27 protein-coding genes are annotated in these 25,688 nt (G+C 53.5%); 11 read left to right on the forward strand and 16 right to left on the reverse strand.

Features of this window, described 5'->3' with window-relative positions; genetic code table 11:
- The first annotated feature begins 497 nt into the window (after positions 1 to 497).
- Together G163CM_RS03425 and G163CM_RS03430 are read left to right on the forward strand one after the other, a co-directional pair.
- Positions 498 to 3,278, forward strand: coding sequence for a flavocytochrome c (locus G163CM_RS03425; protein WP_231828325.1), 2,781 nt, complete (start codon positions 498 to 500; stop codon positions 3,276 to 3,278).
- 60 nt (positions 3,279 to 3,338) lie between these two features.
- Positions 3,339 to 4,304, forward strand: coding sequence for an FAD:protein FMN transferase (locus tag G163CM_RS03430; RefSeq protein ID WP_231826930.1), 966 nt, complete (start codon positions 3,339 to 3,341; stop codon positions 4,302 to 4,304).
- Here the strand turns inward: G163CM_RS03430 and dcuR are convergent.
- Both dcuR and G163CM_RS03440 read right to left on the reverse strand, forming a co-directional pair.
- Entirely contained in the window at positions 4,285 to 5,004 is a 720-nt protein-coding gene (dcuR, locus tag G163CM_RS03435) for a two-component system response regulator DcuR (protein WP_015963922.1), read from the reverse strand. The genes G163CM_RS03430 and dcuR overlap by 20 nt on opposite strands.
- Complete coding sequence (locus G163CM_RS03440) at positions 5,001 to 6,620, reverse strand: sensor histidine kinase (RefSeq protein ID WP_231826931.1); 1,620 nt, start codon at positions 6,618 to 6,620, stop codon at positions 5,001 to 5,003. Before G163CM_RS03440 ends, dcuR begins: the two co-directional genes overlap by 4 nt.
- A 165-nt stretch (positions 6,621 to 6,785) precedes the next feature.
- Between G163CM_RS03440 and G163CM_RS03445 the strand changes: the two genes are divergently transcribed.
- Positions 6,786 to 7,682 carry an N-acetylmuramic acid 6-phosphate etherase gene (locus tag G163CM_RS03445; RefSeq protein ID WP_231826932.1) on the forward strand — a complete coding sequence of 299 codons (897 nt, stop codon included), beginning with the start codon at positions 6,786 to 6,788 and terminating at the stop codon, positions 7,680 to 7,682.
- Between the two features lie 60 nt (positions 7,683 to 7,742).
- Here G163CM_RS03445 and ompC read toward each other — a convergent pair whose 3' ends face one another.
- Positions 7,743 to 8,918 (reverse strand): porin OmpC, encoded by a 1,176-nt coding sequence (gene ompC / locus G163CM_RS03450; RefSeq protein WP_231826933.1) that lies wholly within the window; start codon positions 8,916 to 8,918, stop codon positions 7,743 to 7,745.
- 696 nt (positions 8,919 to 9,614) lie between these two features.
- On the opposite strand from ompC, the gene drpB reads away from it, so the two are divergent.
- From drpB to G163CM_RS03470, 4 genes are read left to right on the forward strand one after another with little or no spacing between them, the layout of a single operon-like run.
- Positions 9,615 to 9,884: a cell division protein DrpB gene (gene drpB, locus G163CM_RS03455; protein WP_015963926.1), complete on the forward strand. Its 270-nt coding sequence runs from the start codon at positions 9,615 to 9,617 to the stop codon at positions 9,882 to 9,884.
- A 57-nt stretch (positions 9,885 to 9,941) separates the two neighbouring features.
- Positions 9,942 to 10,637 carry a phosphohydrolase gene (locus G163CM_RS03460; protein ID WP_231826934.1) on the forward strand — a complete coding sequence of 232 codons (696 nt, stop codon included), beginning with the start codon at positions 9,942 to 9,944 and terminating at the stop codon, positions 10,635 to 10,637.
- A 57-nt stretch (positions 10,638 to 10,694) separates the two neighbouring features.
- Positions 10,695 to 12,110 carry a DNA cytosine methyltransferase gene (locus tag G163CM_RS03465; RefSeq protein WP_231826935.1) on the forward strand — a complete coding sequence of 472 codons (1,416 nt, stop codon included), beginning with the start codon at positions 10,695 to 10,697 and terminating at the stop codon, positions 12,108 to 12,110.
- Positions 12,091 to 12,585 carry a very short patch repair endonuclease gene (locus G163CM_RS03470; protein ID WP_231826936.1) on the forward strand — a complete coding sequence of 165 codons (495 nt, stop codon included), beginning with the start codon at positions 12,091 to 12,093 and terminating at the stop codon, positions 12,583 to 12,585. Before G163CM_RS03465 ends, G163CM_RS03470 begins: the two co-directional genes overlap by 20 nt.
- Here the strand turns inward: G163CM_RS03470 and yedA are convergent.
- A complete protein-coding gene (gene yedA / locus G163CM_RS03475; protein WP_015963930.1) occupies positions 12,560 to 13,471 on the reverse strand; it encodes a drug/metabolite exporter YedA in 912 nt (303 codons plus the stop codon). The genes G163CM_RS03470 and yedA overlap by 26 nt on opposite strands.
- 177 nt (positions 13,472 to 13,648) lie before the next feature.
- Between yedA and G163CM_RS03480 the strand changes: the two genes are divergently transcribed.
- The 3 genes from G163CM_RS03480 to dgcQ all read left to right on the forward strand — a co-directional run bounded on the left by G163CM_RS03480 (position 13,649) and on the right by dgcQ (position 16,638).
- Positions 13,649 to 14,560 carry a DUF808 family protein gene (locus G163CM_RS03480; protein WP_231826937.1) on the forward strand — a complete coding sequence of 304 codons (912 nt, stop codon included), beginning with the start codon at positions 13,649 to 13,651 and terminating at the stop codon, positions 14,558 to 14,560.
- A gap of 77 nt (positions 14,561 to 14,637) precedes the next feature.
- Positions 14,638 to 14,817, forward strand: coding sequence for a YodC family protein (locus tag G163CM_RS03485; RefSeq protein ID WP_015963932.1), 180 nt, complete (start codon positions 14,638 to 14,640; stop codon positions 14,815 to 14,817).
- Between the two features lie 132 nt (positions 14,818 to 14,949).
- Positions 14,950 to 16,638, forward strand: a complete 1,689-nt coding sequence (gene dgcQ / locus G163CM_RS03490) for a cellulose biosynthesis regulator diguanylate cyclase DgcQ (protein ID WP_231826938.1) — start codon at positions 14,950 to 14,952, stop codon at positions 16,636 to 16,638.
- Here dgcQ and G163CM_RS03495 read toward each other — a convergent pair.
- Positions 16,635 to 17,447, reverse strand: a complete 813-nt coding sequence (locus tag G163CM_RS03495; protein WP_231826939.1) for a mannosyl-3-phosphoglycerate phosphatase-related protein — start codon at positions 17,445 to 17,447, stop codon at positions 16,635 to 16,637. The two genes, dgcQ and G163CM_RS03495, sit on opposite strands and share 4 nt — an antisense overlap.
- A gap of 294 nt (positions 17,448 to 17,741) precedes the next feature.
- Positions 17,742 to 17,951: a YodD family protein gene (locus tag G163CM_RS03500; protein ID WP_015963934.1), complete on the reverse strand. Its 210-nt coding sequence runs from the start codon at positions 17,949 to 17,951 to the stop codon at positions 17,742 to 17,744.
- Positions 17,952 to 18,764: 813 nt separating this feature from the next.
- On the opposite strand from G163CM_RS03500, the gene dsrB reads away from it, so the two are divergent.
- Positions 18,765 to 18,953 (forward strand): protein DsrB, encoded by a 189-nt coding sequence (gene dsrB / locus G163CM_RS03505; protein WP_231826940.1) that lies wholly within the window; start codon positions 18,765 to 18,767, stop codon positions 18,951 to 18,953.
- A gap of 46 nt (positions 18,954 to 18,999) precedes the next feature.
- Here the strand turns inward: dsrB and rcsA are convergent, their stop codons facing one another.
- The 10 genes from rcsA to fliJ form a co-directional block, all read right to left on the reverse strand.
- Positions 19,000 to 19,623 (reverse strand): transcriptional regulator RcsA, encoded by a 624-nt coding sequence (gene rcsA, locus G163CM_RS03510; RefSeq protein WP_231826941.1) that lies wholly within the window; start codon positions 19,621 to 19,623, stop codon positions 19,000 to 19,002.
- A gap of 278 nt (positions 19,624 to 19,901) precedes the next feature.
- Complete coding sequence (gene fliR / locus G163CM_RS03515; RefSeq protein WP_015963937.1) at positions 19,902 to 20,696, reverse strand: flagellar biosynthetic protein FliR; 795 nt, start codon at positions 20,694 to 20,696, stop codon at positions 19,902 to 19,904.
- A gap of 5 nt (positions 20,697 to 20,701) precedes the next feature.
- Positions 20,702 to 20,971, reverse strand: coding sequence for a flagellar biosynthesis protein FliQ (gene fliQ, locus G163CM_RS03520; protein WP_015963938.1), 270 nt, complete (start codon positions 20,969 to 20,971; stop codon positions 20,702 to 20,704).
- Positions 20,972 to 20,983: 12 nt separating this feature from the next.
- The gene (fliP, locus tag G163CM_RS03525; RefSeq protein ID WP_231826942.1) at positions 20,984 to 21,721 is read right to left on the reverse strand and encodes a flagellar type III secretion system pore protein FliP; all 738 of its coding nucleotides are present in this window, start codon (positions 21,719 to 21,721) and stop codon (positions 20,984 to 20,986) included.
- On the reverse strand, positions 21,721 to 22,104 hold the full coding sequence (gene fliO, locus G163CM_RS03530; protein ID WP_420851347.1) for a flagellar biosynthetic protein FliO: 384 nt from the start codon (positions 22,102 to 22,104) through the stop codon (positions 21,721 to 21,723). Before fliO ends, fliP begins: the two co-directional genes overlap by 1 nt.
- Positions 22,105 to 22,106: 2 nt before the next feature.
- Positions 22,107 to 22,520 (reverse strand): flagellar motor switch protein FliN, encoded by a 414-nt coding sequence (gene fliN, locus G163CM_RS03535; RefSeq protein ID WP_015963941.1) that lies wholly within the window; start codon positions 22,518 to 22,520, stop codon positions 22,107 to 22,109.
- Positions 22,517 to 23,521 carry a flagellar motor switch protein FliM gene (gene fliM / locus G163CM_RS03540; RefSeq protein WP_015963942.1) on the reverse strand — a complete coding sequence of 335 codons (1,005 nt, stop codon included), beginning with the start codon at positions 23,519 to 23,521 and terminating at the stop codon, positions 22,517 to 22,519. The genes fliN and fliM overlap by 4 nt, the downstream gene beginning before the upstream one ends.
- A gap of 4 nt (positions 23,522 to 23,525) precedes the next feature.
- A complete protein-coding gene (gene fliL / locus G163CM_RS03545; RefSeq protein WP_015963943.1) occupies positions 23,526 to 23,993 on the reverse strand; it encodes a flagellar basal body-associated protein FliL in 468 nt (155 codons plus the stop codon).
- A 106-nt stretch (positions 23,994 to 24,099) separates the two neighbouring features.
- Positions 24,100 to 25,239, reverse strand: a complete 1,140-nt coding sequence (locus G163CM_RS03550; protein WP_231826943.1) for a flagellar hook-length control protein FliK — start codon at positions 25,237 to 25,239, stop codon at positions 24,100 to 24,102.
- Positions 25,232 to 25,678, reverse strand: a complete 447-nt coding sequence (gene fliJ / locus G163CM_RS03555) for a flagellar export protein FliJ (protein ID WP_015963945.1) — start codon at positions 25,676 to 25,678, stop codon at positions 25,232 to 25,234. The genes G163CM_RS03550 and fliJ overlap by 8 nt, the downstream gene beginning before the upstream one ends.
- Positions 25,679 to 25,688: the final 10 nt, after the last annotated feature.

Genomic DNA, 25,688 nt, shown 5'->3' on the forward strand with positions numbered 1-25,688 from the left:
CAGCGATAAATCAGGAATTCTTTATATTTATTTAATGCTCTTTTAAAGAATAAGGCAATTGATCTCGATCAAAAAAACAGGACGCTAACGCGTTTTTTATTATTTTTGAATAACCCTGTTGGACTATAAGGGTATTGCTCGATAATGACTCGCGATAACGCGCGTATCTTAAATATAGAACATAAGCGCTTGTTTGTCTAAGTTATTGATCTATTTTGATTCTTCTGGGCGGAGAACGAGGATTTTTGCACCTTAAGAGGTAGCATAAAAGTAATAATAATTTAAATAATTGTGAACAAATTATTTTTTAATTAATAACACTATGGGGGTATTGGTGTTATAGAGGTACTTAATTAGTTTTTTAACTAACGTAATTACTTTCGTAACTAAAAATACCATTATATTAGTAGCATCAATATCGGCAAGAAAAAATGACTCAAATACACACCGATCCAGAATTCGCAGATTTCAATTTTTAAAGTTTGGAGTTTTATATGATGAACACAAACCATCGCATACTTGAGTCATTCACCTTACCGAACGGGACTGAAATTAAAAACCGTTTGTTCATGGCCCCGATGACCACCTGTTCGGGGTATTACGACGGTTCTGTCAGCAGCGAGCTGATTGAGTACTATCGCGCCCGTTCCGGCAGCATCGGCACCATCATCGTCGAGTGCTGTTTTGTTGACGATCTCGGCCTCGCCTTCCCTGGCGCGCTGGGTATCGACAACGACGACAAAATCGCCGGCCTGGCGAAAATTGCCGAAGCGATCAAATCTAAAGGTTCCAAAGCGCTGCTGCAGATCTACCATGGCGGCCGAATGGTCGATCCGAAGCTGATCGGCGGCCGTACGCCGGTTGGCCCAAGCGCCGTAGCCGCACCGCGTGACGGCGCTGCAACTCCGGTCGCCCTGACCACGGAAGAAGTGTATGGCATGGTCGGTAAATTCGGCGATGCGGTACGTCGTGCCATCCAGGCCGGTTTTGACGGCGTGGAAATTCACGGCGCCAACACCTATCTGATTCAACAATTCTATTCGCCGAACTCCAACCAGCGTGACGATGAGTGGGGCGGTAGCCGCGACAATCGTGCGAAATTCCCGCTGGCGGTGCTGGATATCACCCATAAAATGGTGCGCCAGTATGCTGATGACGCGTTCATTATCGGTTATCGCTTCTCACCGGAAGAGATGGAAGTCCCCGGTATCCGCTTTGACGACACCATGTATCTGCTGGAAAAACTGGCGGAGCGCGGAGTGGATTACCTGCACTTCTCAGTAGGCGCGACGCTGCGTCCTTCTATCGTTGAGACCAACGATCCGACGCCGCTGATTCAAAAATATGTCGCCATGCGTTCTGAAACACTGGCGCAGGTTCCGGTCATGGGCGTGGGCGGCGTCGTGAACGAAGCGGATGTGGATACCGCGCTGGATAACGGTTATGACCTGGTCGCAGTAGGCCGTGCCTGCATCGCGTATCCGGACTGGACCGATCGCATCGCACGTGGCGAAGCGCCGGAACTGTTCATCGACAGCACTCAGCGTGAAGCCTTGTGTATTCCAGAACCTCTGTGGCGTTTCTTCCTGGTGGAAGCGATGATCCGCGATATGAGCATGGGCGAGTCCAAATTCAAAGCGGGTACCTTTGTGGAAACCGTGATGGACGATACGAATGAGCTGGTTATCAATGTCAGCCTGGACACGGATCGCATCGCGGATATCGAACTGGCGAGCGCGCCGGATCAGAGCGTGGAATTCACCACCAGTTTTGAAGAGATTCGTACCCGTATTCTCGATGCTAACACCCCGCACGTTGATGCTATCTCTGGCGCAACCAGCCAGAGTGAAGCCGTGAAAAAAGCGGTCTCTAAAGCGATGCTGAAATCGAGCAAAGCGCTGGTGGCCGAAGAGGGCGGCGACGTCGAGGAAGCGAAAAATTACGACGTCGTGGTTGTCGGTAGCGGCGGCGCGGGGCTGGCCGCGGCGATTCAGGCGCATGACGAAGGCGCAAGCGTGCTGATTGTCGAAAAAATGCCAACCATCGGCGGGAACACCATCAAAGCGTCTGCCGGGATGAACGCGGCGGAAACTCGCTTCCAGCGTGTGAAAGGGATTCAGGACAGCAAAGAGCTGTTCTACCAGGAAACCCTGAAAGGCGGGAAAAACAAAAACAACCCGGAACTGCTGCGTCGCTTTGTCGAAAACGCACCAGAAGCCATCGAATGGCTGGCGACACGCGGCATTATGCTGAACGACATCACCACCACCGGTGGGATGAGCATCGACCGTACCCACCGTCCGCGTGACGGATCGGCGGTTGGCGGCTATCTGATCAGCGGCCTGGTGCGTAACGTCAACAAACGCAATATCGATGTGATGCTTGATACTTCCGTCGTGGATATCGTGATGGATGGCGGCGAAGTTTCCGCAGTTCGTCTGCTGACCGAAGAGAAAGAGACGCTCACCGTCGCAACCAAAAGCATTATCGTGGCGACCGGTGGCTTCAGCGCCAACAGCGCGATGGTGGTGAAATACCGTCCGGATCTGGCGGGCTTCGTCACCACCAACCATAAAGGTGCAACCGGCGGCGGTATCTCGCTTCTGGAAAATATCGGCGCAGGCACGGTGGATATGGGCGAAATTCAGATTCACCCGACCGTTGAGCAGAAAACATCGTACCTGATTTCCGAGTCTATCCGCGGCGGCGGGGCGATTCTGGTTAATCAGCAGGGCAACCGCTTCTTTAATGAAATGGAAACCCGCGACAAAGTGTCCGCGCAAATCATCGCGCTGCCGGAAAAATATGCTTACATCGTGTTTGATGAGCATGTTCGGGCGAAAAACAAAGCCGCTGATGAATATATTGGCCGTGGCTTTGTCACCAGCGCCAGCTCACCGCGCGACCTGGCGAAAAAACTGGGGCTTAATGAAGACGCTTTCCTGGCAACCCTGGAACGCTATAACGGTTTCGTTGAAAAACAGCACGATGATGACTTCGGTCGTACGACCGCACTGCGTGCGCCAATCAACGAAGGCCCGTTCCACGCGATTCAGATTGCGCCGGGTGTGCACCACACCATGGGTGGCGTGACCATCAACACCGATACCTGCGTGCTGGATAAAGCGCACAAGGTGATCGCCGGGGCGTATGCCGCAGGCGAAGTGGTTGGCGGTATCCACGGTGGCAACCGTATCGGCGGTAATGCTGTCGCCGATATCATTATCTTTGGTACACTCGCCGGTCATCAGGCCGCGATGCGCGCAAAACGCAGCTAGCAGCCCATGAAATCCCGGTAGCTTTGGCTACCGGGTTCTCTTTTGTGAAAGGAGGCTGGAATGTCAGACGATGCTCGCGTATACAGTTATTCCGCGGTCCTGATGGGCTCGCCCATTCTGCTCAAACTCTTCGAACACAACGAACCGCTCGCCTCCCGCGTTTTTCACCTCATTAAACAATACGAAGATCTCCTCACCGTTAACCGCGCGCAATCGCAGGTGATGGACATCAATCACGCCGCAGGATTAAACCCCGTCAGCGTCAGCCGTTCGGTTTATGCGCTTATCAAATGTGCCAAAGCCGCAAGCCTTGTACCCGGCGGTGCGTTTAATCTGGCCATCGGCCCGCTGGTGAAACGCTGGAAAATCGGCTTTAAGGGCGACAGCGTGCCCCCCGCCGATGATATCGCGCGGTTACTAACGCTGACCGACCCGCATAATGTGGTGCTGGATGATGCCCAAAGCAGCGTGTTTTTGACGCGTGCGGGAATGGAAATCGATCTGGGGGCGATTGCAAAAGGTTACATCGCCGACCGCGTGCGCGACTATTTGCGCCAGCAGGGCGTGACGCTGGGCTTGATTAATCTTGGTGGCAATGTACAAACGCTGGGCTCGCCGGAGGGCGGTTGGTCTATCGGCCTGAAGAAGCCCTTTGCCCAGGATAACGCGTTGCTCGGGGCCATTGAGGTGGTTAACAAGTCGGTGGTGACCTCTGGCGTCTACGAGCGCTTTTTCGAGCTGGACGGACGCCGCTATCACCATATCCTTGACCCGCGCACCGGGTACCCGCTGGATAACGAGCTCGACAGCGTCACCATTATCGCCAGCGAATCCCTCGACTGTGATCTCTGGACCACGCTGATTTACGGGATGGGCGTTGAGAAGGGCGTCGAAGCGCTGCGTGGCCGCCCGGATATTGAAGCGATATTTGTCACCAAACAGCGGGAGATCATTCTCTCATCGGCCAGTCATTACCGGTTTACGCTGCTTGATGACGATTACCGGCTTACTGTGCGTACTGCTTAAGCAGGCCGTACTGCTCCGGCAGCAGGTGATAGCGATACACCGGGCGTCCAGTTGCGCCGTAGTGAATGCTGGTAAACAGAATATTAATCTGCGCCAGCCAAATCAGATATTTACGGCATGATACGCGCGAGATATTCACCGCGTTCGCCAGGTCGTCGGTGGAGAATTCGGTTTCCGGATGTGCGTCAATCCACTGGCAAATAGTGCGCAGCGTCTGCGGCGTTAAGCCCTTCGGCAGGCGTTTGCTGTCAGCCAGTTCCGGCGCGCCGCCGTGCAGCAGGCGATCGACATCGGCCTGTTCGTAATACTTATGGTTACCCATCAACTGTTTTTTCTCACGCCAGCCGGTTAACGCCTCTTCAAAGCGCGGGAACTGGAACGGTTTGATCAGGTAATCCACCACACCATAATGCATTGACGTTTGAATAGTTTCCGCATCTGAAGCGGAAGAGATCATGATAACGTCGATGGCCCGGCCCGATGCGCGAATGATCGGCAGCAGATCCAGCCCATTATCCTGTTGCATATAAACATCCAGCAGCACCAGGTCGATGGGCTGCACACTCTCTTCAATAAATTCGCGAGCCTGGCTGAGGGTTGAGGCAATACCACAGCAGCTAAATCCTTCCACCCGTTCGATATAGAGACGGTTCAGGTCGGCCACCATGGCATCATCATCAACAATTAACACATTAATCACTCGGCATTCCTCTCGCTGTCCCAGGGGATTTGTACAAAAAATTGCGTAAAGACGCCCGGCTCTGATTCCACGGCGATGCTGCCGCCGAGGTTTTCAGTTTGTTGCCGGGCCAGAAATAGCCCGACGCCGCGATTCTCGCCTTTCGTCGAAAAACCTTTGGTAAAAATAGCATCTATTTTATCCGGGGCGATGCCGGGCCCATCATCACTGACTTCACTGGAGAGCCAGCCATTTTGATAGTGCAGCAGCAGGCTTATCTCGCCTTCCGGCTGGCCGGACATGGCGTCCAGCGCATTTTCAATCAGGTTGCCCAGCACGGTGACCAGTACCGCTACCTGCTGTTCGTTGGCGTTGTCCGGCACGCGAGACTCTTCGGCAAGGGTCAGCGTAAACCCGGCCTCTTTCGCGCGATTGATTTTGCCAAGCAGAAAACCGGCCACAATTGGTGATTTAATTTTATGCTGAATTTCGCCGATATCGGTCTGATAATTTTGCGCGGTTTGCAGGATGTACTCTTCCAGCTTGTCATAGCGCTTGATGTGCAAAAGCCCGAGGATCACATGCAGTTTATTCATAAACTCGTGAGACTGGGCGCGCAGGGCGTCAACATAGTTAACCATACCATCCATGCGCTGCATCAGCTGGCTGACTTCGGTTTTATCGCGGAAGGTGCAAATCGCGCCAATCACGCGGTTCTGGCTGCGGACCGGCACGGTGTTGGTGAGTAACAGACGCCCATTGCAGCCCACTTCCTGATCGGGGATCGCGACTCCGGTAGACAGAACCTGTTGCAGATTTCCCTGCAACGGCGCGTGCGGCGGCTCTCCAGGCTGGCGATTGTTGGCGGAGAGCAGAATTTGCCGCGCGGTATGGTTAATCAGCGTAACGTTCCCGAGGCTATCAACGGCGATCACGCCTTCTTTAAGTGATTGCAGCATCGCCTGACGCTGTTCAAACAGCGTAGAAATTTCGTAGGGCTCAAGCCCGAAAAGAATATTTTTCAGTATCCGAACCAGCACCCAGGTGCCGAAGCTGCCAATAATGGCGCTAAAGAGCACGAACCAGATGGCGTTCCAGCGGCTGGCGCTGATTTGTGCCTGAACATCGTTCATCGAGATGCCGACAATCACCACGCCAATTTGTCGGCGCTGGGCTTCATAAATCGGCGTAAAAACACGTAGCGCCTCTTCCAGTACGCCATGGTTCACCGAAACATTTTCCTGGCCGAGCAGGGCGGGCTGCAAATCTTCTCCGATAAAACGCTGGCCGACGCGGCGGGGATCAGGATGCGAATAGCGAATGCCATGCATATCGGTCACCACCGCATAAAGCAGATGATTACGTTGTTCCACGGCGGTTGAAATCGGCTGAATAATATCGCTGTAAGAAGGCGAGGTGAGGCCGCGTTTGATTTCTGGCGAATCGGCGAGGGTACGCGCGATAGCGAAGGCTGTGTCCTGCAACCCCGTGCGCGTGGCTTTGGCGATTTGCGCAAGATAAAAGGTGTAGATAACCAGCAGGACGGCACCGATGACACCGCAGACCATCAGGGTGACCAGCGTACTGAGCTTCATCGGACGTTTTGGCGCGCGTTGAGGCTGCTGTAAATCGTGCATCGGGATCCCTGTCATCAATCATAAACACGCATTATCGCTGATAAGCCTGATTTCTTAAAGCAGTGTAACCCTTACCAAAACAAACGTCTCTTTGTGACGGCACTCGCAGGCTATCCATATGAAACACTTTATATTGAGAGGCAACTCATAATAAGGAGGCAGTTTATGAGCATTAAGCTTACCGATGCAGTCATGGAACGACGCAGTACTGTTACCGCCGATATCGACAGATTGTCCACCGAGGACATGCTTAACGTTATCAATCAGGAAGATAAACGTATTGCCGATGCCATCACGCCTTGTCTGGATGAAATTACCCGTTTAGTGGATCAAGCTGCGGCGGCGCTCAGCCGCGGTGGGCGTTTAGTGATAGTCGGCGCAGGCGCGTCTGGGCGTGCCGGGATGCTGGCCGCCAGTGAGTTTACCCCGCAGGGCCACGGCCCGGTTGTTGGGCTTATCGCCGGTGGGCCGCAGGCGATGCTCAATGAAAAAAGCGAAGCCGCGTACGATTATGATCGTGGCGTGCTGGATCTCCAGGCGATTGGCTTTAATGACAAAGATATGCTGCTTGCTTTGACCGTTGGCGGCAAAACGCCGTGGGTGTGGGGCGCTATACGTCACGCCTGGTCGCTGGGCGCGCCGGTTGCGGTACTGACGCGTAATCCACAAAGCGAAGCCGCACAGTTGGCGTCGCTCGTTATTGCCCCACAGACAGGCGCGGAAGTAGTCGCAGGCTATGGTAATCCGAAAGCCAACGCCGCGCAGAAGCTGGTTCTGAATATGCTGACCACCGGGCTTGCGATTCGCAGCGGTCGGGTCTACAGCAATTTGCGCGTGGATCTGCAAGGGGATACCACCCAGTGGTGCGAGCGTCAGATTGCGATTGTGATGGAAGCGGGAAGTTGTTCACGCGCCGTGGCGAAGGCCGCGCTGGAACGCTGCGATCATCATTGTAAAACCGCAATACTGATGGTGCTTACAGGAATGGAAGCACAGGATGCGAATGCCCTGCTGGCGCAGAACAATGGTTTTGTGCGGGTGGCGTTGCAGGAAGCACCGTAAGGTTTGTTGGGTGAATTAAACGAAAAAAGCCCGCAATGCGGGCTTTGTTGTAAATAGGGCTTAGAACTGATAGGTCAGGCCGATACCCACAACGTCATCGGTAGAGATGTTGTTGTCCTGATAGAATTTCACGTCGTTGTCCAGCAGGTTGATTTTGTAATCAACATAAGCAGACATGTTTTTGTTGAAGTAGTAGGTAGCAGCAACAGAAATGTAGTTCACCAACGCTTTGTCAGTGTATTCAATGACGTGATGCTGGCCGTTATGGCCGTTATAACCACCCAGGTCTTCACCTTTAGAGTAAACCCACGCTAAAGACGGACGCAGACCGAAATCGAACTGGTACTGTGCAACCGCTTCAAAGTTCTGGGTTTTGTTGGCGATACCGTAATCGCCATATGGCGTCATGTTGCGGGTTTCCGCATACATCATCGCAAGGTAAACGTCGTTAGCATCATATTTGACGCCTACGGTCCAGGCTTCAGCTTCAGCACCACCAGCGTTTTTGCTGTAACGGTTATTAATGCCACCAGCATATACTTGCTCATTGGTACGGTCGGAAGAAGAGAATGCCGCACCTACGCTCAGACCTTCCAGAACGTCACCGAAATCATAGGTGGTGGACATACCGAAACCGTCGCCGTTCTGGAAACGATAATCTTCGTGACCGTTTTTGGTGCCTTCCTGATCTTCGTTAGCGTTGCCGCCTTCGTTATTGCCCTGATATTGCAGCGCAAAGTTCCAACCTTCAACCAAACCGAAGAAGTCGGTATTACGATAGGTCGCAACGCCGTTTGCACGGCCTGTCATGAAGTTATCAGTCCAGGTATAAGAGTCGCCACCGAATACAGGCAGCATATCGGTCCACGCTTCTACGTCATACACTACGCCGTAGTTACGACCATAGTCGAATGAACCTGCATCTGCATAACGCAGACCGGCAAAAGCCAGTTTTGCGTACATGTTGTCGCTGCCTTCGGTATCGCTGGCTTTAACTTTCATCAGCGCGTTACCGAAGCCGGTTAATTCGTTAGTGATCTGAGTTTCACCTTTGAAGCCCAGTTCAACGATGGTTTCATCACCATCGTCACCCGGATTGTCAGAGAAAGTATGACGTGCATCGACTTTCCCATAGAGATCCAGTTTGTTTCCGTCTTTATTATAGATTTCAGCCGCATTTGCTGCACCAGCCACCAATAATGCCGGAACAATAATTGCCAATACTTTTCTTTTCATTATTTATTTCCTTTAAATAATAATGTTTATGAATGCTTTTAAAATGTCAGCATTGCAGCGGCGATATTATCTATAGAGTTCATTTTATTTTACGCCAAAAATGTAACTATTTTATATTAAACATTGCAAAATATTTCCATTATTTAATTGATGTATATTTTATTTCACTTGCATTTGATGTGGTTATTTAATCTATTGATTTTATTGATTTGAGAGACGGCGTACTCATGGGGTATTTATAAAGATTATGTATTCTATGAGAGAGTTTTTTAAGCGCAGGGAACAAAAAAAAAGCCCGATAAAAAACTTATCGGGCCTGCTATAGATGAAAAAATTAACGAGTGCAGTGTAAAACAACAAAAGGCTAATAACGTAATTATAGTTGCACGAACGAAATAAAAAAGAAAGTCTGAAAACGGAGCGCAAAATATCAAGAAAGCAAATCCATATATCTGACACATTCAAGAAAATTATTTTTCATGGTGAGGAACCCACCCCTGTGTTCTGCGCTGACTAAAGGATCGGGCGCCACTTCACAAAATTGCCGAAGATCAAACGATCGGCATTTTGCGCCCAGGCAGGACCGACCAGTACTACTCAGCGCGCAAAGAGTCGTTATAATGTGACCGCAATCACACTTATTCCTTAAGTGGAATTGCAGCAACAACGATTTTCCTCGCTAAATGAGAGTGTTATATGGAAGAAACAATGACGCGTGGCCCTGGCGGTAAGCTGGCGTTATGGGTTTTTTATGCGTTCTGCGGCTATTTTGTCTGGGCGATGGTGCGTTACTTTTGGGTCATTAGCGAGGTTGAAACCATCCCTGGTGCGACGCTGGATGGTGAAATTGCCTCGACCTCCGGCAAACTGCTTGGTGCGCTTGCGGGGTTTATCGTGCTCGGCATTGTTGGGTTGATCCTCGGCGGCATCGCCTGGTATACCCGTCCTCGTCAGACTCAGGAATGATGCGCTAGGCAAATTTTGTTATTCTCGCGGCCTGGAAACGGATTAAGGCCGCAAAGCATGACAATCGATGCATGGCAGCAGCGTTTCGAACGCTGGTTCGCACAACATTACCCCGGTGGCGATGCCGCCCACGATATTTCCCATTTCCGCCGTGTCTGGCACAGCGCCAGGCACATCGCCGCCGACGAGCCGGTCAACTTACTGGTACTGCTTACGGCCTGCTATTTTCACGACATTATCAGCCCGCCCAAAAATCATCCCGATCGTTCTCGCGCATCGCGGTTATCCGCCGAACGCACACTGGCTATTCTGCGTGAGGATTTCCCCGACTTCCCAAATGAGCACTTTGCTGCTTTAGCGCACGCCATCGAGGCCCACAGTTTCAGCGCGCAGATAACGCCGCTGACGCTGGAAGCGAAAATTGTGCAGGATGCCGACCGCCTTGAAGCGTTGGGGGCGATCGGCCTTGCGCGCGTGTTTGCCGTGTCGGGCGCCATGAACACGCCGCTGTTTGATGCGGACGATCCTTTTGCTGATTCTCGCCCATTAGACGATAAACGTTGGGCGCTGGATCACTTTCAAACCAAGCTGTTACGGTTGCCGCAAACCATGCAAACGGCCAGAGGGCGCATGCTTGCACAGCATAACGCCGACTATCTGGTGCAGTTTATGGCGAAACTGAGTGCCGAACTGCGTGGCGATCCGCAGGGACTCGATGAAGTGGTGGTGCGCCGATTTGCGCCGTCGGAATGAATCTCCTGCGGCAAAGTATGGTAATCTCACGCTTATTTGTCTGGTCTGGTTGAATCTATGCAACAGAGTGAGTCACTGAGTGCGGCCCCGCATCGGGCGGTTGAAACCGATGCCCAGGCACTGCTCGAACATGTGCTGGAAATTTACGATCTCAAAACCGTCGTAGCGCAGTTGAATGCGGTCGGCGAGCAGCACTGGAGCCCGGCGATCGTTAAGCGGGTGGTGACGCTGGCGCGTGCCAATACGCGGTTGAGTGAAAATGAAGTTGCACAGCTTACGGCTTTATTGCCCAAACCTCCCGCACATCATCCTGATTACGCATTCCGTTTTGTCGATCTGTTTGCCGGTATCGGCGGCATTCGCCACGGGTTTGAAGCCATCGGCGGGAAGTGCGTGTTTACCAGCGAATGGAACAAACATGCGGTGCGTACTTATAAAGCTAACTGGTTCTGTGACCCAAACGAGCATCAGTTCAATGCCGACATCCGTGATATCACCTTAAGCCACCACACTGATGTGAGCGACAGCGAAGCCCAGGCGCATATCCGTCAGCACATTCCCCAGCACGATGTGTTACTCGCAGGCTTCCCGTGTCAGCCGTTCTCGCTGGCAGGCGTTTCCAAGAAAAATGCATTAGGCCGTGCGCACGGTTTTGCCTGCGATACGCAGGGCACGCTGTTTTTTGACGTGGTGCGCATCATTGACGCGCGTCGCCCGCCTATCTTTGTGCTGGAGAACGTCAAGAACCTGAAAAGTCACGACGGCGGCAAAACCTTCCGCATCATTATGCAAACCCTGGATGAACTGGGATACGAAGTCTCGGATGCGGCGGATATGGGCGCGGATGACCCGAAAATTATCGACGGGCAGCACTTTTTACCGCAGCACCGCGAGCGCATAGTGCTGGTGGGCTTCCGACGCGATCTTGGTCTGCACAAAGGATTTACCCTACGCGATATTCCGGATTACTACCCGGCGCGGCGTCCTGAATTTGGCGAACTGCTCGACCCGCAGGTAGATGAAAAATTCATCCTGACCCCGGTACTGTGGAAATATCTCTACCGCTACGCGCGTAAGCATCAGGCAAAAGGTAACGGTTTTGGCTACGGCATGGTTGACCCAACGCGTCCCGGCAGCGTGGCGCGTACGCTTTCAGCGCGCTATTACAAAGACGGCGCGGAGATCCTTATCGATCGTGGTTGGGATAAAGCGCTGGGCGAGAAGAATTTCGACGATCCGCAAAACCAGCAGCGTCGCCCGCGCCGCTTAACGCCACGGGAATGCGCGCGCCTGATGGGCTTTGAACAACCTCAGGGGCATCAGTTCCGTATTCCGGTTTCTGATACTCAGGCGTACCGCCAGTTTGGTAACTCGGTGGTGGTGCCGGTTTTTGCCGCCGTGGCGCGTCTGCTGCGTTCACGCATTCTACAGGCCGTCGCGATGCGAGAGAAAAATGGCGGACGTTCACGATAAAGCCACCCGCAGTAAAAACATGCGGGCGATCGGCACGCGCGACACGGCGATTGAAAAACGCGTCGCCGCGTTGCTCGCCGAGTGCGGCTTCGCCTGGACGGCGCAGGAGAAAACCCTGCCGGGGCGACCCGATTTTGCGCTGGACGAATACCGCTGCGTCATTTTCACCCATGGCTGTTTCTGGCATCACCACGACTGCTACCTGTTTAAGGTCCCCGCCACACGAACGGAATTCTGGCTGGCAAAAATCGCCAGCAATGTGGCGCGCGACAGACGCGATGTTGCCCGGCTGCATCAGTTAGGCTGGCGAGTATTGATTATCTGGGAGTGCGCCCTGCGCGGGCGAGAAAAACTGGTTGATAACGACCTGAAGGAAAGGCTGGAAGAGTGGATCTGCGCCGGCGAGGGCAGCGCGCAGATCGGCACTCAGGGGATGTCGCAACTGGCAACTACTTCTCTCCCTGACACGATGTAACGCTGCTTTTCGCGCCGACCAGATACTTTCCTAATGTCACCAGCACCACGGCGGCGATAATAATCACCAGCGCCAGCCATTCGACGCCCGATAAACGCTCGCCGTTAAACCCGGTACCCAGCAGTACAGCCACCACAGGGTTAACGTAGGCGTAGCTGGTTGCGACCGCAGGCGACACGTTGCGGATTAAAAACATATACGCATTGATGGCGATGATGGAGCCGAACACCGCCAGATACGCTACCGCCAGAAAACCAGAGGTATCCGGCATTGTGGTCAGACGCTCACCCGTCAGCAGAGAAGCGCTCATCAGCACGATACCCGCCGCCAGCATTTCAACCGCGCCTGCCATCATGCCGACGGGCAATTCGATGCGTGAACCGTAGACAGAACCGAAAGCCCAGCTCATCGAACCAATCAAAATCAATACCGCGCCCCACGGGTTACCGCTGAGGTTGCCGCCGCTGTTGAGAAGAATAATCCCGGCAAGACCGATGGCGATACCCAACCATTCGAGTTTACGCGTCGCGATACCAAAAAAGCGGCTGAAGCAGAGTGTAAACAGCGGCACCGTCGCAACCATTACGGCAGCAATACCGGAAGGCACGTTCTGGTGTTCGGCGACGGTCACCAGGCCGTTACCCACAGAAAGCAGCAGCACGCCAATTAACGCGGCGTTTAGCAGCGGACGCCAGGCGGGCAGGCGATGACCGGTTAACAGCAGATAGCTGAGCAGCAAAATACCCGCCGATAGGAAACGCACGCCAGCCATCATCAACGGTGGCCAACTGGCAACGCCGATGCTGATGGCGAAGTAGGTCGAACCCCAGATTATGTAGAGCGCAAATAATGCACCGATAAGCGGTAACAGCTGTCTAATACGCATAATTTCTCACGGGAAAACACAAAGGCGGGATATAGTAAGCGGCAAAATGATTCTCTGCGAGTGCTTTTATTCGTAGTGCAATGTTGAATTTGTGTATGCAAAATGTATGGTGTGTGTAACCCGTACATTTGCTCCATACTGTGTGATTAATAAACAAAATAATGAAAGGAACGGATTGTGGCGGGAAGTAGTTTATTAACCTTACTGGATGATATTGCCACGCTGCTGGATGACATCTCGATGATGGGCAAGCTGGCGGCGAAAAAAACGGCGGGCGTGCTGGGCGATGATTTGTCGCTCAATGCGCAGCAGGTTTCCGGCGTGCGCGCGAATCGTGAACTTCCGGTGGTCTGGAGCGTAGCGAAGGGTTCGCTGCTGAATAAAGTGATCCTCGTGCCGTTGGCCCTGTTGATCAGCGCGTTTATCCCCTGGGCGGTGACCCCGTTGTTAATGATAGGTGGGGCGTTCCTGTGCTTTGAAGGGGTTGAGAAAGTGGTGCATACGCTGCATGCGCGTAAGCACAAAGAGGATGATGCGGCGCGCCAGCAGCGATTAGATGCCATCGCCAATCAGGACCCGATGGTTTACGAACGCGATAAAGTGAAAGGCGCTGTCCGTACCGACTTTATTCTCTCCGCAGAAATCGTCGCCATTACCCTTGGTATCGTGGCGGAAGCCCCGCTACTGAACCAGGTTTTGATTCTGTCAGGGATCGCCGTGTTGGTCACCGTCGGCGTTTACGGGCTGGTGGGCATCATCGTTAAACTGGACGATATGGGCTACTGGCTGGCGGAGAAAAAGAGCGCGCTGGCACAAGGCGTCGGGAAAGGTTTACTTTTTGTTGCACCATGGTTGATGAAAATACTGTCAGTGGTGGGTACGCTGGCGATGTTTTTGGTCGGCGGCGGGATTGTGGTCCACGGTGTTGCGCCGCTGCATCACGCGATTGAAGGCTTCGCCGCGCAGCAGGGCGCCGTTGTCGCGATGCTGTTACCGACGATTGCGAATCTGGTGCTCGGTTTTATTATCGGCGCTGTCGTGGTGGTGGTCGTGAATGGCATCAATCGCCTTCGTCAGCGTGAAGGCTAAAAAGTGCGCACTGATTACGCAAACCCGCTGGCGATCGACTAATGTGAAACTGTTTCACCCTGATACCGGAGGCAACTATGGTCTTTTTGGTCAGTGATGAAGTTCGGTCTAAAAATGGTGGTCAGCGCATGGTCGTGACGGGTTATGCCAGTGGGATGGTTGAATGCCGCTGGTATGACGGTTTTGGCGTCAAGCGTGAAGCCTTCCGTGAAGATGAGCTTATGCCCGGCGGCGATCGCGCGCAGGAGAAAGCCTAGCTAAAACGCCCGGCATGGGTCGGGCGTTTTTGACTCAGTGCCTCGATTGTTGTACATCATGAATTCAAAGCTGTTTTTCCGTTCAGGAGTGAGTACGTTGTCTCTTCATCAGGAGTTTTGCCGGGAGCCTTTGTGCATCCCGTAGCCCCAGAAAAATCCCCCGGTTGGTTGAGAAAGCTTAGCCAGCACTCCCGACCCGGTAGAGTGGTAAACCTCTGCTTTTGCGTTGTTCTGCTGTTTTCAACGATTCTGACGTGGCGTGAAACGGTGGTACTGGAGGAGGCTTATATCTCCAGCCAGCGCAATAATCTGGAAAACGTCGCCCGTGAGATGGACGGGCAGCTGCAATTCAACGTCGATCGCCTGCTTTTTTTTCGTCATGGTATGCAAGCCGCGCTGCAGGCGCCGCTGGCGTTTGAAGTCCTGCGTAATGCGGAAGCGGAATTCTCCCGTAAACGCCATGAGGCAGACTGGCATATCGCGCTGGAAAACCGCCGTACTCTGCCGCTTAATGGTGTGTCAGATGCCTTTGTCGAGCAGTCTGAGCTCTTATCTCGTGATAATCCGCTGGTGACTAACGAATTCACCGCTACGCTCGAATTGGGCTACCTGTTGCGACTGTCAACCATAACCAAAAACCATCTCTCGCGCTTTTCACCGCGTATGCTGTATGTATCGCGTGCCGGATTTTTCCTGAGCAGCGAGCCGGTAACCCGCAACATCACCGAACAGTTTTATGAGCAGGTGACCAGCCCATGGTTCCAGCAGCAGTCTGAACGTTTGAACCCGGGGCGCGGTGTACGCTGGTACACTTCATTCTCCAGCGATAAACAGCATGAAGCGCAGATGGTTACGGCATCGGTGCCGCTGAATTATCAGCACTATTGGTTTGGCGTGCTGGCAGCACAGCTTTCGGTCAGAGAAATGGGCGATTTTTTACTGCGCGCCGTTGAGGGCGAAACTGAAGGGGAGTACCAGCTTTATGATAGCCGGATGAACCTCATCGCCTCGTCCGACCCCCGCGTTACGCCACTCACGCAGGAAGTGCAGGCCCAGCTTGCGCGCGCCTATGAAGATAATAATCGCGGTAGTCTTCGCGAAATGACGCGCTATATCAGTTGGGAAAAGCTGCGTAATTTTGACGGCGTTCTGCTGCGAATTCATAGCCTGGAAGAGGGGCTAAAAGGCGATTTCGGGCGTATCAGCATCGCGCTTACGCTGCTGTGGGTGCTGTTCACCGGTATGCTGATTCTCTCGTGGATGGTTATTCGCCAAATGGTGAGTAACATGTCCACATTGCAGGAGTCCCTGCAATGGCGCGCCTGGTACGATGCACTGACGCGTTTATACAACCGTGGCGCATTGTTCGAACGTGCGGCAACGGCATCGGCACAGTGTCGGCAGGCAGGAAAACCGCTGGCGGTTCTGCAACTCGATCTCGATCATTTTAAATCAATTAACGATCGCTATGGCCATCAGGCAGGCGACCGCGTGCTGACACATATCGCCCGTTTAATTGCTAATAAAATACGCGAAGGGGATATTGCCGGGCGTGTGGGTGGAGAGGAGTTCTGCGTTGTTCTGCCAAACGCCACGCTCGCTCAGGCCCGCGAGATAGCTGAGCGGATCCGCGAGTGTATCAACCGCCGTGAGATACTGGTGTCGAAAGGGCACACCATCCGTGTAAGCGCGTCCATTGGGGTTTCTGCCAGCGACGATGAGCAGGAACGTTATGATTTTGCCTATCTGCAATCCGTGGCCGATCGTCGCCTCTATCTGGCGAAAGAGGCCGGACGTAATCAGGTGCGTGCCGAAGATTAATCACCCAGGAAGTGGCTGAGCCCCTCGTCCCAGCCACTCGGGCCTCGCAGTTGTGTATGATAGACCCGCTGCGGGTCGTCATTTTTTAAATGAATGCCTTCCCGGCTCAGGCTTTTCACCACCACGGCGTAATCGGTGCTATCCAGCAGGTCCGCATCGTTAGGGCCATCGCCCAGGCCAAGAGAAAGACGACTGTGGCCTTCCCGCTGTAACATCCTGCGGCGCAGAAAACTGACCGCCTGTGCCTTACCGCTTTGTTCATCCAGCACGTGCCAAAACCGCGCCCCCTGAATAAAACGTAGCCCAAGCTGATGTAGCGTCGAGGAAAATGCGGCCATGCGTTCATCTGTATCGCGCCAGATAAGCGTCTCAGAAGCCTCCTGAAGGCGTGCCAGCGCCGCATGTTTGTCATTCAGACCAGACCACTCGCTGAGCACCTGTGCGTCGACATCGGAAATCGCGGTAAACTTATAGCCATCCCGTTCGCGAAGATGGTGCAGGACACCAACAATATCGCTATGTGTCGCCCCGCAAATGATGCGCGGCCAGGACTCGTCATCCTGCCATTTTGCATCAAGCTGGATAACCGCCCCGTTTTCAGCAATAAACGCGCGGCCTTCCAGACCAATCTCTTTCTGAATAAGCATCATTTCTGCGGCAGTTTTACTGCTACACAGGACAACCGGTACATCCCGCTGTTTAAGACGCATCAGCCATGACGCGGCTGGCTGCCAGTCATAGGTGTGGTTATCCAGCAGCGTGCCATCCAGATCGGTGAAGATAACCAGCGGTTGTTGCCGATCAAACATAAGATCTCCTTATGTACACAAGGGTTATTAAGAAAAATCCCAAAATAATAAAACGGTATAATTGAGATAAAACTTACGGCAACCCGCGTCGAATGCTGGACAGGGCGAATTACACCGATGCATTGTCTGTGAATGGATTGTTCGGTCTGGTGAATAAATCTTGTCATTGGATATAAACGCAGATAATGTTTCACCCACATCAGATTTCCTGGTGTAACGAATTTTTCGATGACTTCTTGCAGATGCAAGTTTGATCCCGACACCTCAAGCGTCGGGATTTTTTTATCCCCATCTTCAGCGATTCACTTCGTTCACGCTAAAGTCGTGTATATCCAGCTCAAACGCTTCAGCCAGTTCCCGCCAGGTATGGTATTCGCGGCCATCAACGCTCACATGATAGGGATCGTCAGCGGCACGATGGATTTCGCTTTCGCTGATTTCATTGATTGCTGCCAGCAGCGCATCAACGTTGACGCCGTGGGTCGCTTTGGCATTATTCATCATCACCACCTCTTACAGCCCGTGCAATAATAAGTATACCCGGCATTTATCAATATGCTCATTTTATGAGCATGTGAGTGATTGGTGAAGAAAACAGCAGTTATGCAGTAAGGCGCTGTCAGCGGGGGTAAGGCTGGTCAGTTAAGGGCTGATTCACTTTTCAGAGCATCTTCCCGTTGCGCTCCTTCCTGGCTCCATGCCATATAAATCGTGCAGGCGCAGGGAGCACGCAGGGGGCGGCCAATCGCCACCGCCCCCTGCACCCCCGGGCTTTGGCGGAAAAATCGCCGCTACGCGGTTCCCTCAGCTTATCCCTTACGGCTTTCGGGTCGGGCGCGAGGTAACATCCCTGTAAAGCCGCGCCCTCAGCCCACATCCATGTGGGCTGCCCCGGCCTCCAGGGAACGCTTCGGCGATTTTGACGCCACCAACAGCGGTGCGGTCTTTAAGTTAACAGCAAAAACCAGGGTATCTGAAACCGACGAGTCCCCGCTGGAAATCGGCGAGCCGGAGAATGGAAGACAAGGTCAGTCCGCCATGGATGGCGGACTGAGGCGAACCGAGACAGGACGTCGAGTTTCGCCGTGCCGCAGGCTGGAGTTCGGAGGAGAGCGTAGTGCGAAGCACCGATTTCCCTGCGGGGCCGCGGGGATTGCGAAGGGGGTCGCGGTTGACCCCCTTTGCCCGTTCACTGATGCTGATGTTACATGTAGCGCAAAACATAAAGTGAACGGAACTTTGCGCTTAACTGACCAGCATTACTGTCAGCGGGGGAGTTTTGTTCTACACTGGGCAGAAACGTTGAGGAGATTGCGTATGCAGGTGAACGATCGTGTCACGGTCAAAACGGATGGCGGCCCGCGTCGGTCGGGTGTGGTACTGGCGATTGAACAGTTCAGTGAAGGAACAATGTATTTGGTCTCGCTGGAAGATTATCCGCTCGGTATTTGGTTTTTCAATGAATATGGCCACCCGGACGGTATTTTCGTCGAAAAAGTAGACTGAATTGGGATAAAATTGACTGGCGGTGTTATCCGCCAGCAAGTCGCCATTAACGCATATTCACGTAAATGCCGGAGGTGACATTTTCAGCAAGACGCACAACGTGATAGATCACTTGCTTATTATGCGTTTTAATTTTCCTCTTGATATTACCCTTATGTGACGATACCGTCTTGGCCTTAATATTCATTTGATCCGATATCTGAATCGTTCCCTGTCCCGACATCCACATCCTTAACATGCTCGATTCCGTCCGACTTAACGATAATGTCGACATGTTGAACTGTTTTACATTGTCATTTTCTTTTTTCAGATAATTCCCTAAAATATCGTCAAGGGTTTCTGGCTTGATCGATTTGGAGCTAATTAACAGATTACTCCTAACCAGTAAATATTCATCAAAATGGATATTTGCAATCGCCATAAAAACGATAAACAGCGTTCTGGGGTGTTGATTAATGATTTGTTTAATGTGCTGACTGCTCTGTGCATCGTGGATAAAACAGTCTTCATTAATGAACACCACAGACGGACGGCGGGTGCTACACAATGCCGCAAGTCCGTCGACGTCGCTGACGTTATCAATATCGCGCTTCTTAACCCCTCGACTCGTCAAGTACCCTATCAATCCTAGCCGGGTGTAACTGCATAGATCCATAATAATCGTTGACATGGCATACCCTCACTCAATGCGTAACGATAATTAACCCTCTTGCCTGAACACTTCATAACTGCCTGAGCAAATTATTAAAACTAAGAACCAAGCGAAGACGATCAGGCGGCCTAAACTATCCCGTAAAGTTACGTATAATTTGCCAGGAATCTTCTCAAAGTAAAGTAAATGTTATGTTATGTGAGTAGTGTAAAAACAAATAATCCGCGCCAGATATATCCTGGTTGATGTTTTATAAATTCCCTTTTAGGAATTTCCTTACAATAACGGGAGCGGATTTATGGAGAATTGAGCTGGGGTAACTCGCTGATAATATCAGCTAAAAGATCGAATATTTCGCTAAATAAATGTTCGCAAAAAGGGGCAATAAGTGGCATTAACGCCGCCATTAATAATATCCCTACAGTTAATGTGACTGGAAAACCGATCACAAACACGGACAATTGCGGTGCCATGCGGTTAAGCATACCTAATGCAAGGTTAACGGTGAGCAGCAGCGTAATGACCGGGAGTGCCAGCATAAGGCCATTGAGGAAGATGAGCCCGCCGGCCCGAGAGAGGGCCAGAAAGGCGTTGCTGTTAAGAGGTTCACCGCCAATGGGCAAGGTGTGAAAAGTATCGACCAGTAGCGAAATTAGCCATAAATGGCCGTTAAAAACCAAAAACAGCAGCATGGCGAGCATGTCCATAATTCGCGCCAGTACGGGCATATTCAGGTTGCTGCCGGGATCGACAAAGGTCGCAAACGATAACCCCATTTGCAGGCCGATAATCTCCCCGGCGGTACGCACGGCGGCAAAGGCAAATTGCATGGTAAACCCCAGCGCAATGCCAATCAGGATTTGCTGAAGCGCCAACCAAAGGGCGTCAGGCGAAAAAAGCGGAACATCCGGTACCGGAATGGCGGGGGCGATAACCACGGTTATCACCAGCCCGAGCCCCAGTTTGACGCGCTTAGGTACGGTGCGTTCGCTTAATATCGGGGCTGTAGTAATCAGCGCCAGCACGCGCAGCAGCGGCCAGAAATAGAGACTTATCCAGTGGATCCACTGGTCGCTGGTGATATTGAGCATCAGGATTAGCCGATGATATACGGAATGTTATTGAACAGGGTGCGTACGTAATCAAGCAGCAGGTTAAGCATCCACGGCCCGGCGATCACGATAGCGATAAACACGGCGATGATTTTAGGAATGAATGAGAGCGTCATTTCGTTAATCTGCGTCGCCGCCTGCAAAATACTGATAACCAGCCCCGTAATCAGCGCCACCAGCAGCAGCGGCGCAGCCAGCGCCAGCGCCACTTTCATCGCTTCGGTACCCATCATCATCACGGATTCAGGTGTCATGGCGGGCTCCTGTTAACTGTAAAAACTTTGCGCCAGCGAACCGACCAGCAGTTGCCAGCCGTCGACAAGCACGAACAGCATCAGCTTAAACGGCAGGGCGATCGTGGCGGGCGGTACCATCATCATCCCCAGCGCCATTAACACGCTGGCGATCACCAGGTCGATAATCAGGAAGGGAATAAAAATGGTGAAGCCAATCTGGAAGGCGGTTTTCAGCTCGCTGGTCACGTAAGCAGGCAGCAGAATGCGCAGCGGCACCGCTTCCGGGCCTTCAATGGGCGCACTGTTCGCCAGACGCGCAAACAGCGCCAAATCGGCCTCGCGCGTCTGACGCAGCATAAACTCGCGCAGCGGCTGCGAACCTTTATCCATCGCTTCCTGCAACGAAATTTTGTCTTCACTAAAAGGCTGATAGGCGTCGGTGTAAATCTTATCGATGACCGGCGACATGATAAAAAAGGTCAGAAACAGCGCCAGCCCCAACAGCACCTGATTCGGTGGTGCAGAGGGCGTTCCCAGCGCGTTGCGCAGCAGACCGAAGACGATAATGATGCGCGTAAAACTGGTCATCATCAGCAAAATGGCCGGAATAAACGTCAGCGAGGTGATAAACACCAGCGTCTGAACCGGCAGCGACCAGCTTTGACCGCCGCCCGGTAATGGCTGGCTGACCAGCCCCGGCAGCTGCGCAAAGGCAGCGGGTGAGAGCAACAACAGCGCAGGGATGAGGACAGCGAAAATAGGGCGCATCAGGATCTCCCGGAACGCTTGAGTACGTTTTTCATCAGCGATGAAAAATCGGCGGCAGCAGGCTGCATAGGGTGAGTATCCGGTGACGCGGGCGGCAGCGTGTGCAGCAGGGTGACCTGCTGTGCAGTGACGCCCAGCACCAGCCGGGCATCTTCGACGTTCACCACCACCACGCGCTCGCGTGGGCCGATCGAGGCGCTGGCGCTGACTTTCAGCCCCTGCATACCTCGCACGTGTGTGCCGCCGAGGCCAAAACGTTTGGCAATCCATGCCCCTGCGAGGATCAGCAAAATAATACCGAGCAGCGCGCCGCTCACCTGAATCAGTGGTGAGGCATCGGGCACAGACGCGTGCGTGACGGTGGCATGGGTCGGGCTTTTCATGATTAGCGGCTCAGGCGACGCATGCGCTCGGACGGCGTAATAATGTCGGTGATGCGCACGCCATATTTGTCCGCGACCACCACCACTTCGCCCTGGGCAATCAGATAGCCGTTAATCAGGATATCCAGCGGTTCGCCTGCCAGGCCATCCAACGCCACCACGGAACCCTGCGTCAGGCGCAGCAATTCTTTGATGGTCATGCGGGTGCGGCCCAGTTCAACGGTCAGCTTGACCGGGATATCCATAATCAGATCGATATCCTGCAAGGTACCGCTGACGTCGCCGCCGCCCAGTTGCTGGAATACGGCATCCGCCGCGCTTTTACCGCTGGTGGATTGTTGTTCATTCAACGCTTCAGCCCACAGATCGTCCATTGCGCCGCTGTTCTCGTCGGACGGGTTATTCATATCACTCATTTGGGCTGTTCCTCATTCAACGAATTCAAAATCGGGTTAATCAGGTGTTCGACGCGCAAAGCATATTGTCCTTTCACCGTACCGTACTGGCTGGTCAGCACCGGCACACCATCGACGTGCGCGATAATGCGGTCGGGCTTATCAATAGGCAGCACATCGCCGGGTTTTAGCTTCAGGATCTGCGACAATCGCAGTGAGATATCAGCAAAGTTAGCCACCAGCTCTAGCTCGGAGTGTTGCACCTGACGCACCAGATTTTCGCGCCAGTTTTGGTCTTCACTGCGCGAGTTTTCCAGCGGCGGGTTTACCAGCAGTTCACGCAGTGGTTCGATCATGCTAAACGGCAGGCAGATATTGAATTCGCCGGTCAGGTTGCCGATTTCAACGTGGAAGGGCGTGTTGACCACAATGTCGTTGGGCGAGGTGGTGATATTGGTGAATTTAACCTGCATCTCGGAGCGCACGTACTCGACTTCCAGTGGGTTAATCGCTTTCCACGCGTCGCGGTAGCCTTCGAGCGCCAGCTTCAGCATGCGGTTAATGACGCGCTGTTCCGTATGGGTAAACTCGCGGCCTTCAACCTTGGTTGGGAAACGACCGTCGCCGCCGAACAGGTTATCCACGGCGATAAACACCAGGCTCGGTGAGAACACGAACAGCCCGGTGCCGCGTAGCGGTTTCAGGTGGATCAGGTTCAGGTTGGTTGGCACGGGAAGATTGCGCGCAAACTCATGATACGGCTGGATTTTAATCGCCCCGACGGTAATGTCCGGGCTGCGGCGCAGCAGGTTAAACAGCCCCATGCGGAACTGACGCGCAAAGCGTTCGTTGATGATTTCCAGCGCCTGCAAACGCTCGCGCACCACGCGACGCTGGGTGTTGGGATCGTAAGGACGAATGTCGTTTTCGCCCGTCACGCCTGCCTGCGGCTCATCGCGGTTATCGCTGTCGCCGTTGAGCAGGGCGTCGATTTCGGCCTGTGAAAGAATGCTATCGCCCATGAGGTTATCGCAGAATAAAAGCGGTGTAGAGAACGTCGGTCACGTCCTGCTTTGGCTGACCGGCAATCAGTGGCGTGCTTAGCGTCTCTTTAATGGCGGCGGCCAGTTTTTGCTTCCCGGCATCGGTCGCCAGCTGCGTGGCGTCCTGGCGAGAAAGCAGCAGTAGCAGACGACTGCGCACTTCCGGCAGATACTCATTCAGCCGTGCGCGCGTCGCTTCATCTTTCAGGCGCAACGTAATGCCGAGATAAAGCACGCGATCCGCATCGCCAAGATTCACCGTAAAGGTATCCAGCGCGAAAAAGACCGGCGCGGCGGGAGGCGGCGTCTCGGTTTTGCTTTCCGTGGTGCTGTGCTGCTGCATCCGCCAGTAGCTGTAACCGGCGGTTGCTATGGCGGCGAGCGTCACGAGGATCAGCAGCGGCAGCCAAATGGCGCGTTTGCGGTTTTTGGTGATAGCGGTGTCGGTCATCTGATGCGGGCTTCCTGTTGCATATACTGCTTATCGTGTGATTATCCCGACTCCCGCGCGGGTCAAAGCGTGGAAAAGACGGGAATAATCACGCTACCTCTGGCGTTTAGGCAAAAATGTCGACTCTGCCATCGCCGCGTGCGGCGGATTGCAGCGCAGCAGGGGCGATCAACGCCTCATCTTCGTCATCCCCGGATGCCGCGCCGCGCCAGGCCGACTGCTGGCCGGAAGCGTGTTGTTGCTGCTGCTGCCCGGCAAAACTCTCGCTGCTGATATTGCTTTGTCCAAGCTGAATGCCGTTATCGGCCAGTTGCGCGCGAAGCACCGGCAACGCGGCTTCCAGCGCGGCGCGCACGTGGCTGTGTGGCGATACCATTTGAATCTGCGCCTGGTTATCATCGAGCTTAAGCGAGATATGCACCTGGCCGAGATCTTCCGGGTGCAGACGCAGTTCCGCTGTCTGCTGCCCCTGACGTGTGAACAGGGTGATGTGCTGGCTTACGCTCTGCTGCCAGTCCGGCGAACCTAATGCCGCCTGCACGATAGGGGCAGGGGCTGGCGGCGTAGTTTGTGCGGCGACACTGACCAGCCCGGAGAACGTTGCCGTTGGGGCCGCTGCGGTTGGCGTGCTGTCGGCTTCTGCTTTCAGGGCAATTGGTGTCAGCTGCGGCGTGCTTTGGGCGACGGCGGGCAGTTCACTGTTGGCAAGCGGCTGCGCGATATCTTTGCTGGCGGCGTGCTGAGCAAAAGATTTATCACCGCCGCGTTCTGATACACCGTTCAGGGTGGGCGTGTCAGTGCCTGCGGTGACCGTTGTCGGTTGTGCAGGTTGCACCGCTGGCAGCATGGCCATCAGCGCGCTCATCCCGGTAAGCGATGCGTCGCTAACGGTTTCGTCGTCATCGCTATCCTCCTGCGGCTTGGCGTTCTGAACATCGCTTTTCAGATGCGAGGCCAATTGGCTGAGCAGCGTCTGCGTATCCGTTGTCGCCCCATCCGGCAGTTCGACCGTGGTCTGTGCAGTCTCCTGCTGTAACAGCCATTCGGTAACGGAGGTTTTTGCCGGCGTTTTATCATCCTCTTCCTGAGAAAGGGCGGCGGTCAGGCTTTTCAGTGGTTTGCTATTTTCACTCCCCAGCGCATCGCTGAGCAGGCTGAGAAAATCCGCCTCGCCGCCCGCCTGCGTGGAAATACCCGGCGTACCGCTATCGACGTCCGGGGCTAAAAGCGTGAGCAGGTTAATCATTGCGATTCCTCAACGTGGCGCGCTGGGCAAATTCATCCATCTTTTTCTGGTCGAGGCGGTTCTCCGCCAGCAGCGTGGCGCTGGCCTGGCGCTCCTGCAACGTCTCCCACGCCTGAAGACGCTGTTTTTTCTCGCGCCAGAAGGTCAGCGCTTGCTCAACTTTGTTATTCCATTGCAGCAACTGCTGGCGATGTTGTTCAATCGCACTTTCCAGCGTCTGAATAAACTGCTGATAGTTTTGCCAGCGCAGGCTGGCAATCCCCTGACTCATGTCGCTGTTGAGGTTGTTTTGATATTCGAGCTGGTAATCCATCAGCATCTGCAATTGCTCTTCTACTTTCTGAAAACCACGACGCATCTCGCCGAGCCTGAGCGCGGCGGTATCCACCTCGTTTTCCGCCAGCTCTTTGAGCGTGGCTAATGCACCTTGTTGCGCCATCTTGCGGTAC

The organism is Pseudocitrobacter corydidari (assembly GCF_021172065.1).
GTDB classification, from domain to species: domain Bacteria; phylum Pseudomonadota; class Gammaproteobacteria; order Enterobacterales; family Enterobacteriaceae; genus Pseudocitrobacter; species Pseudocitrobacter corydidari.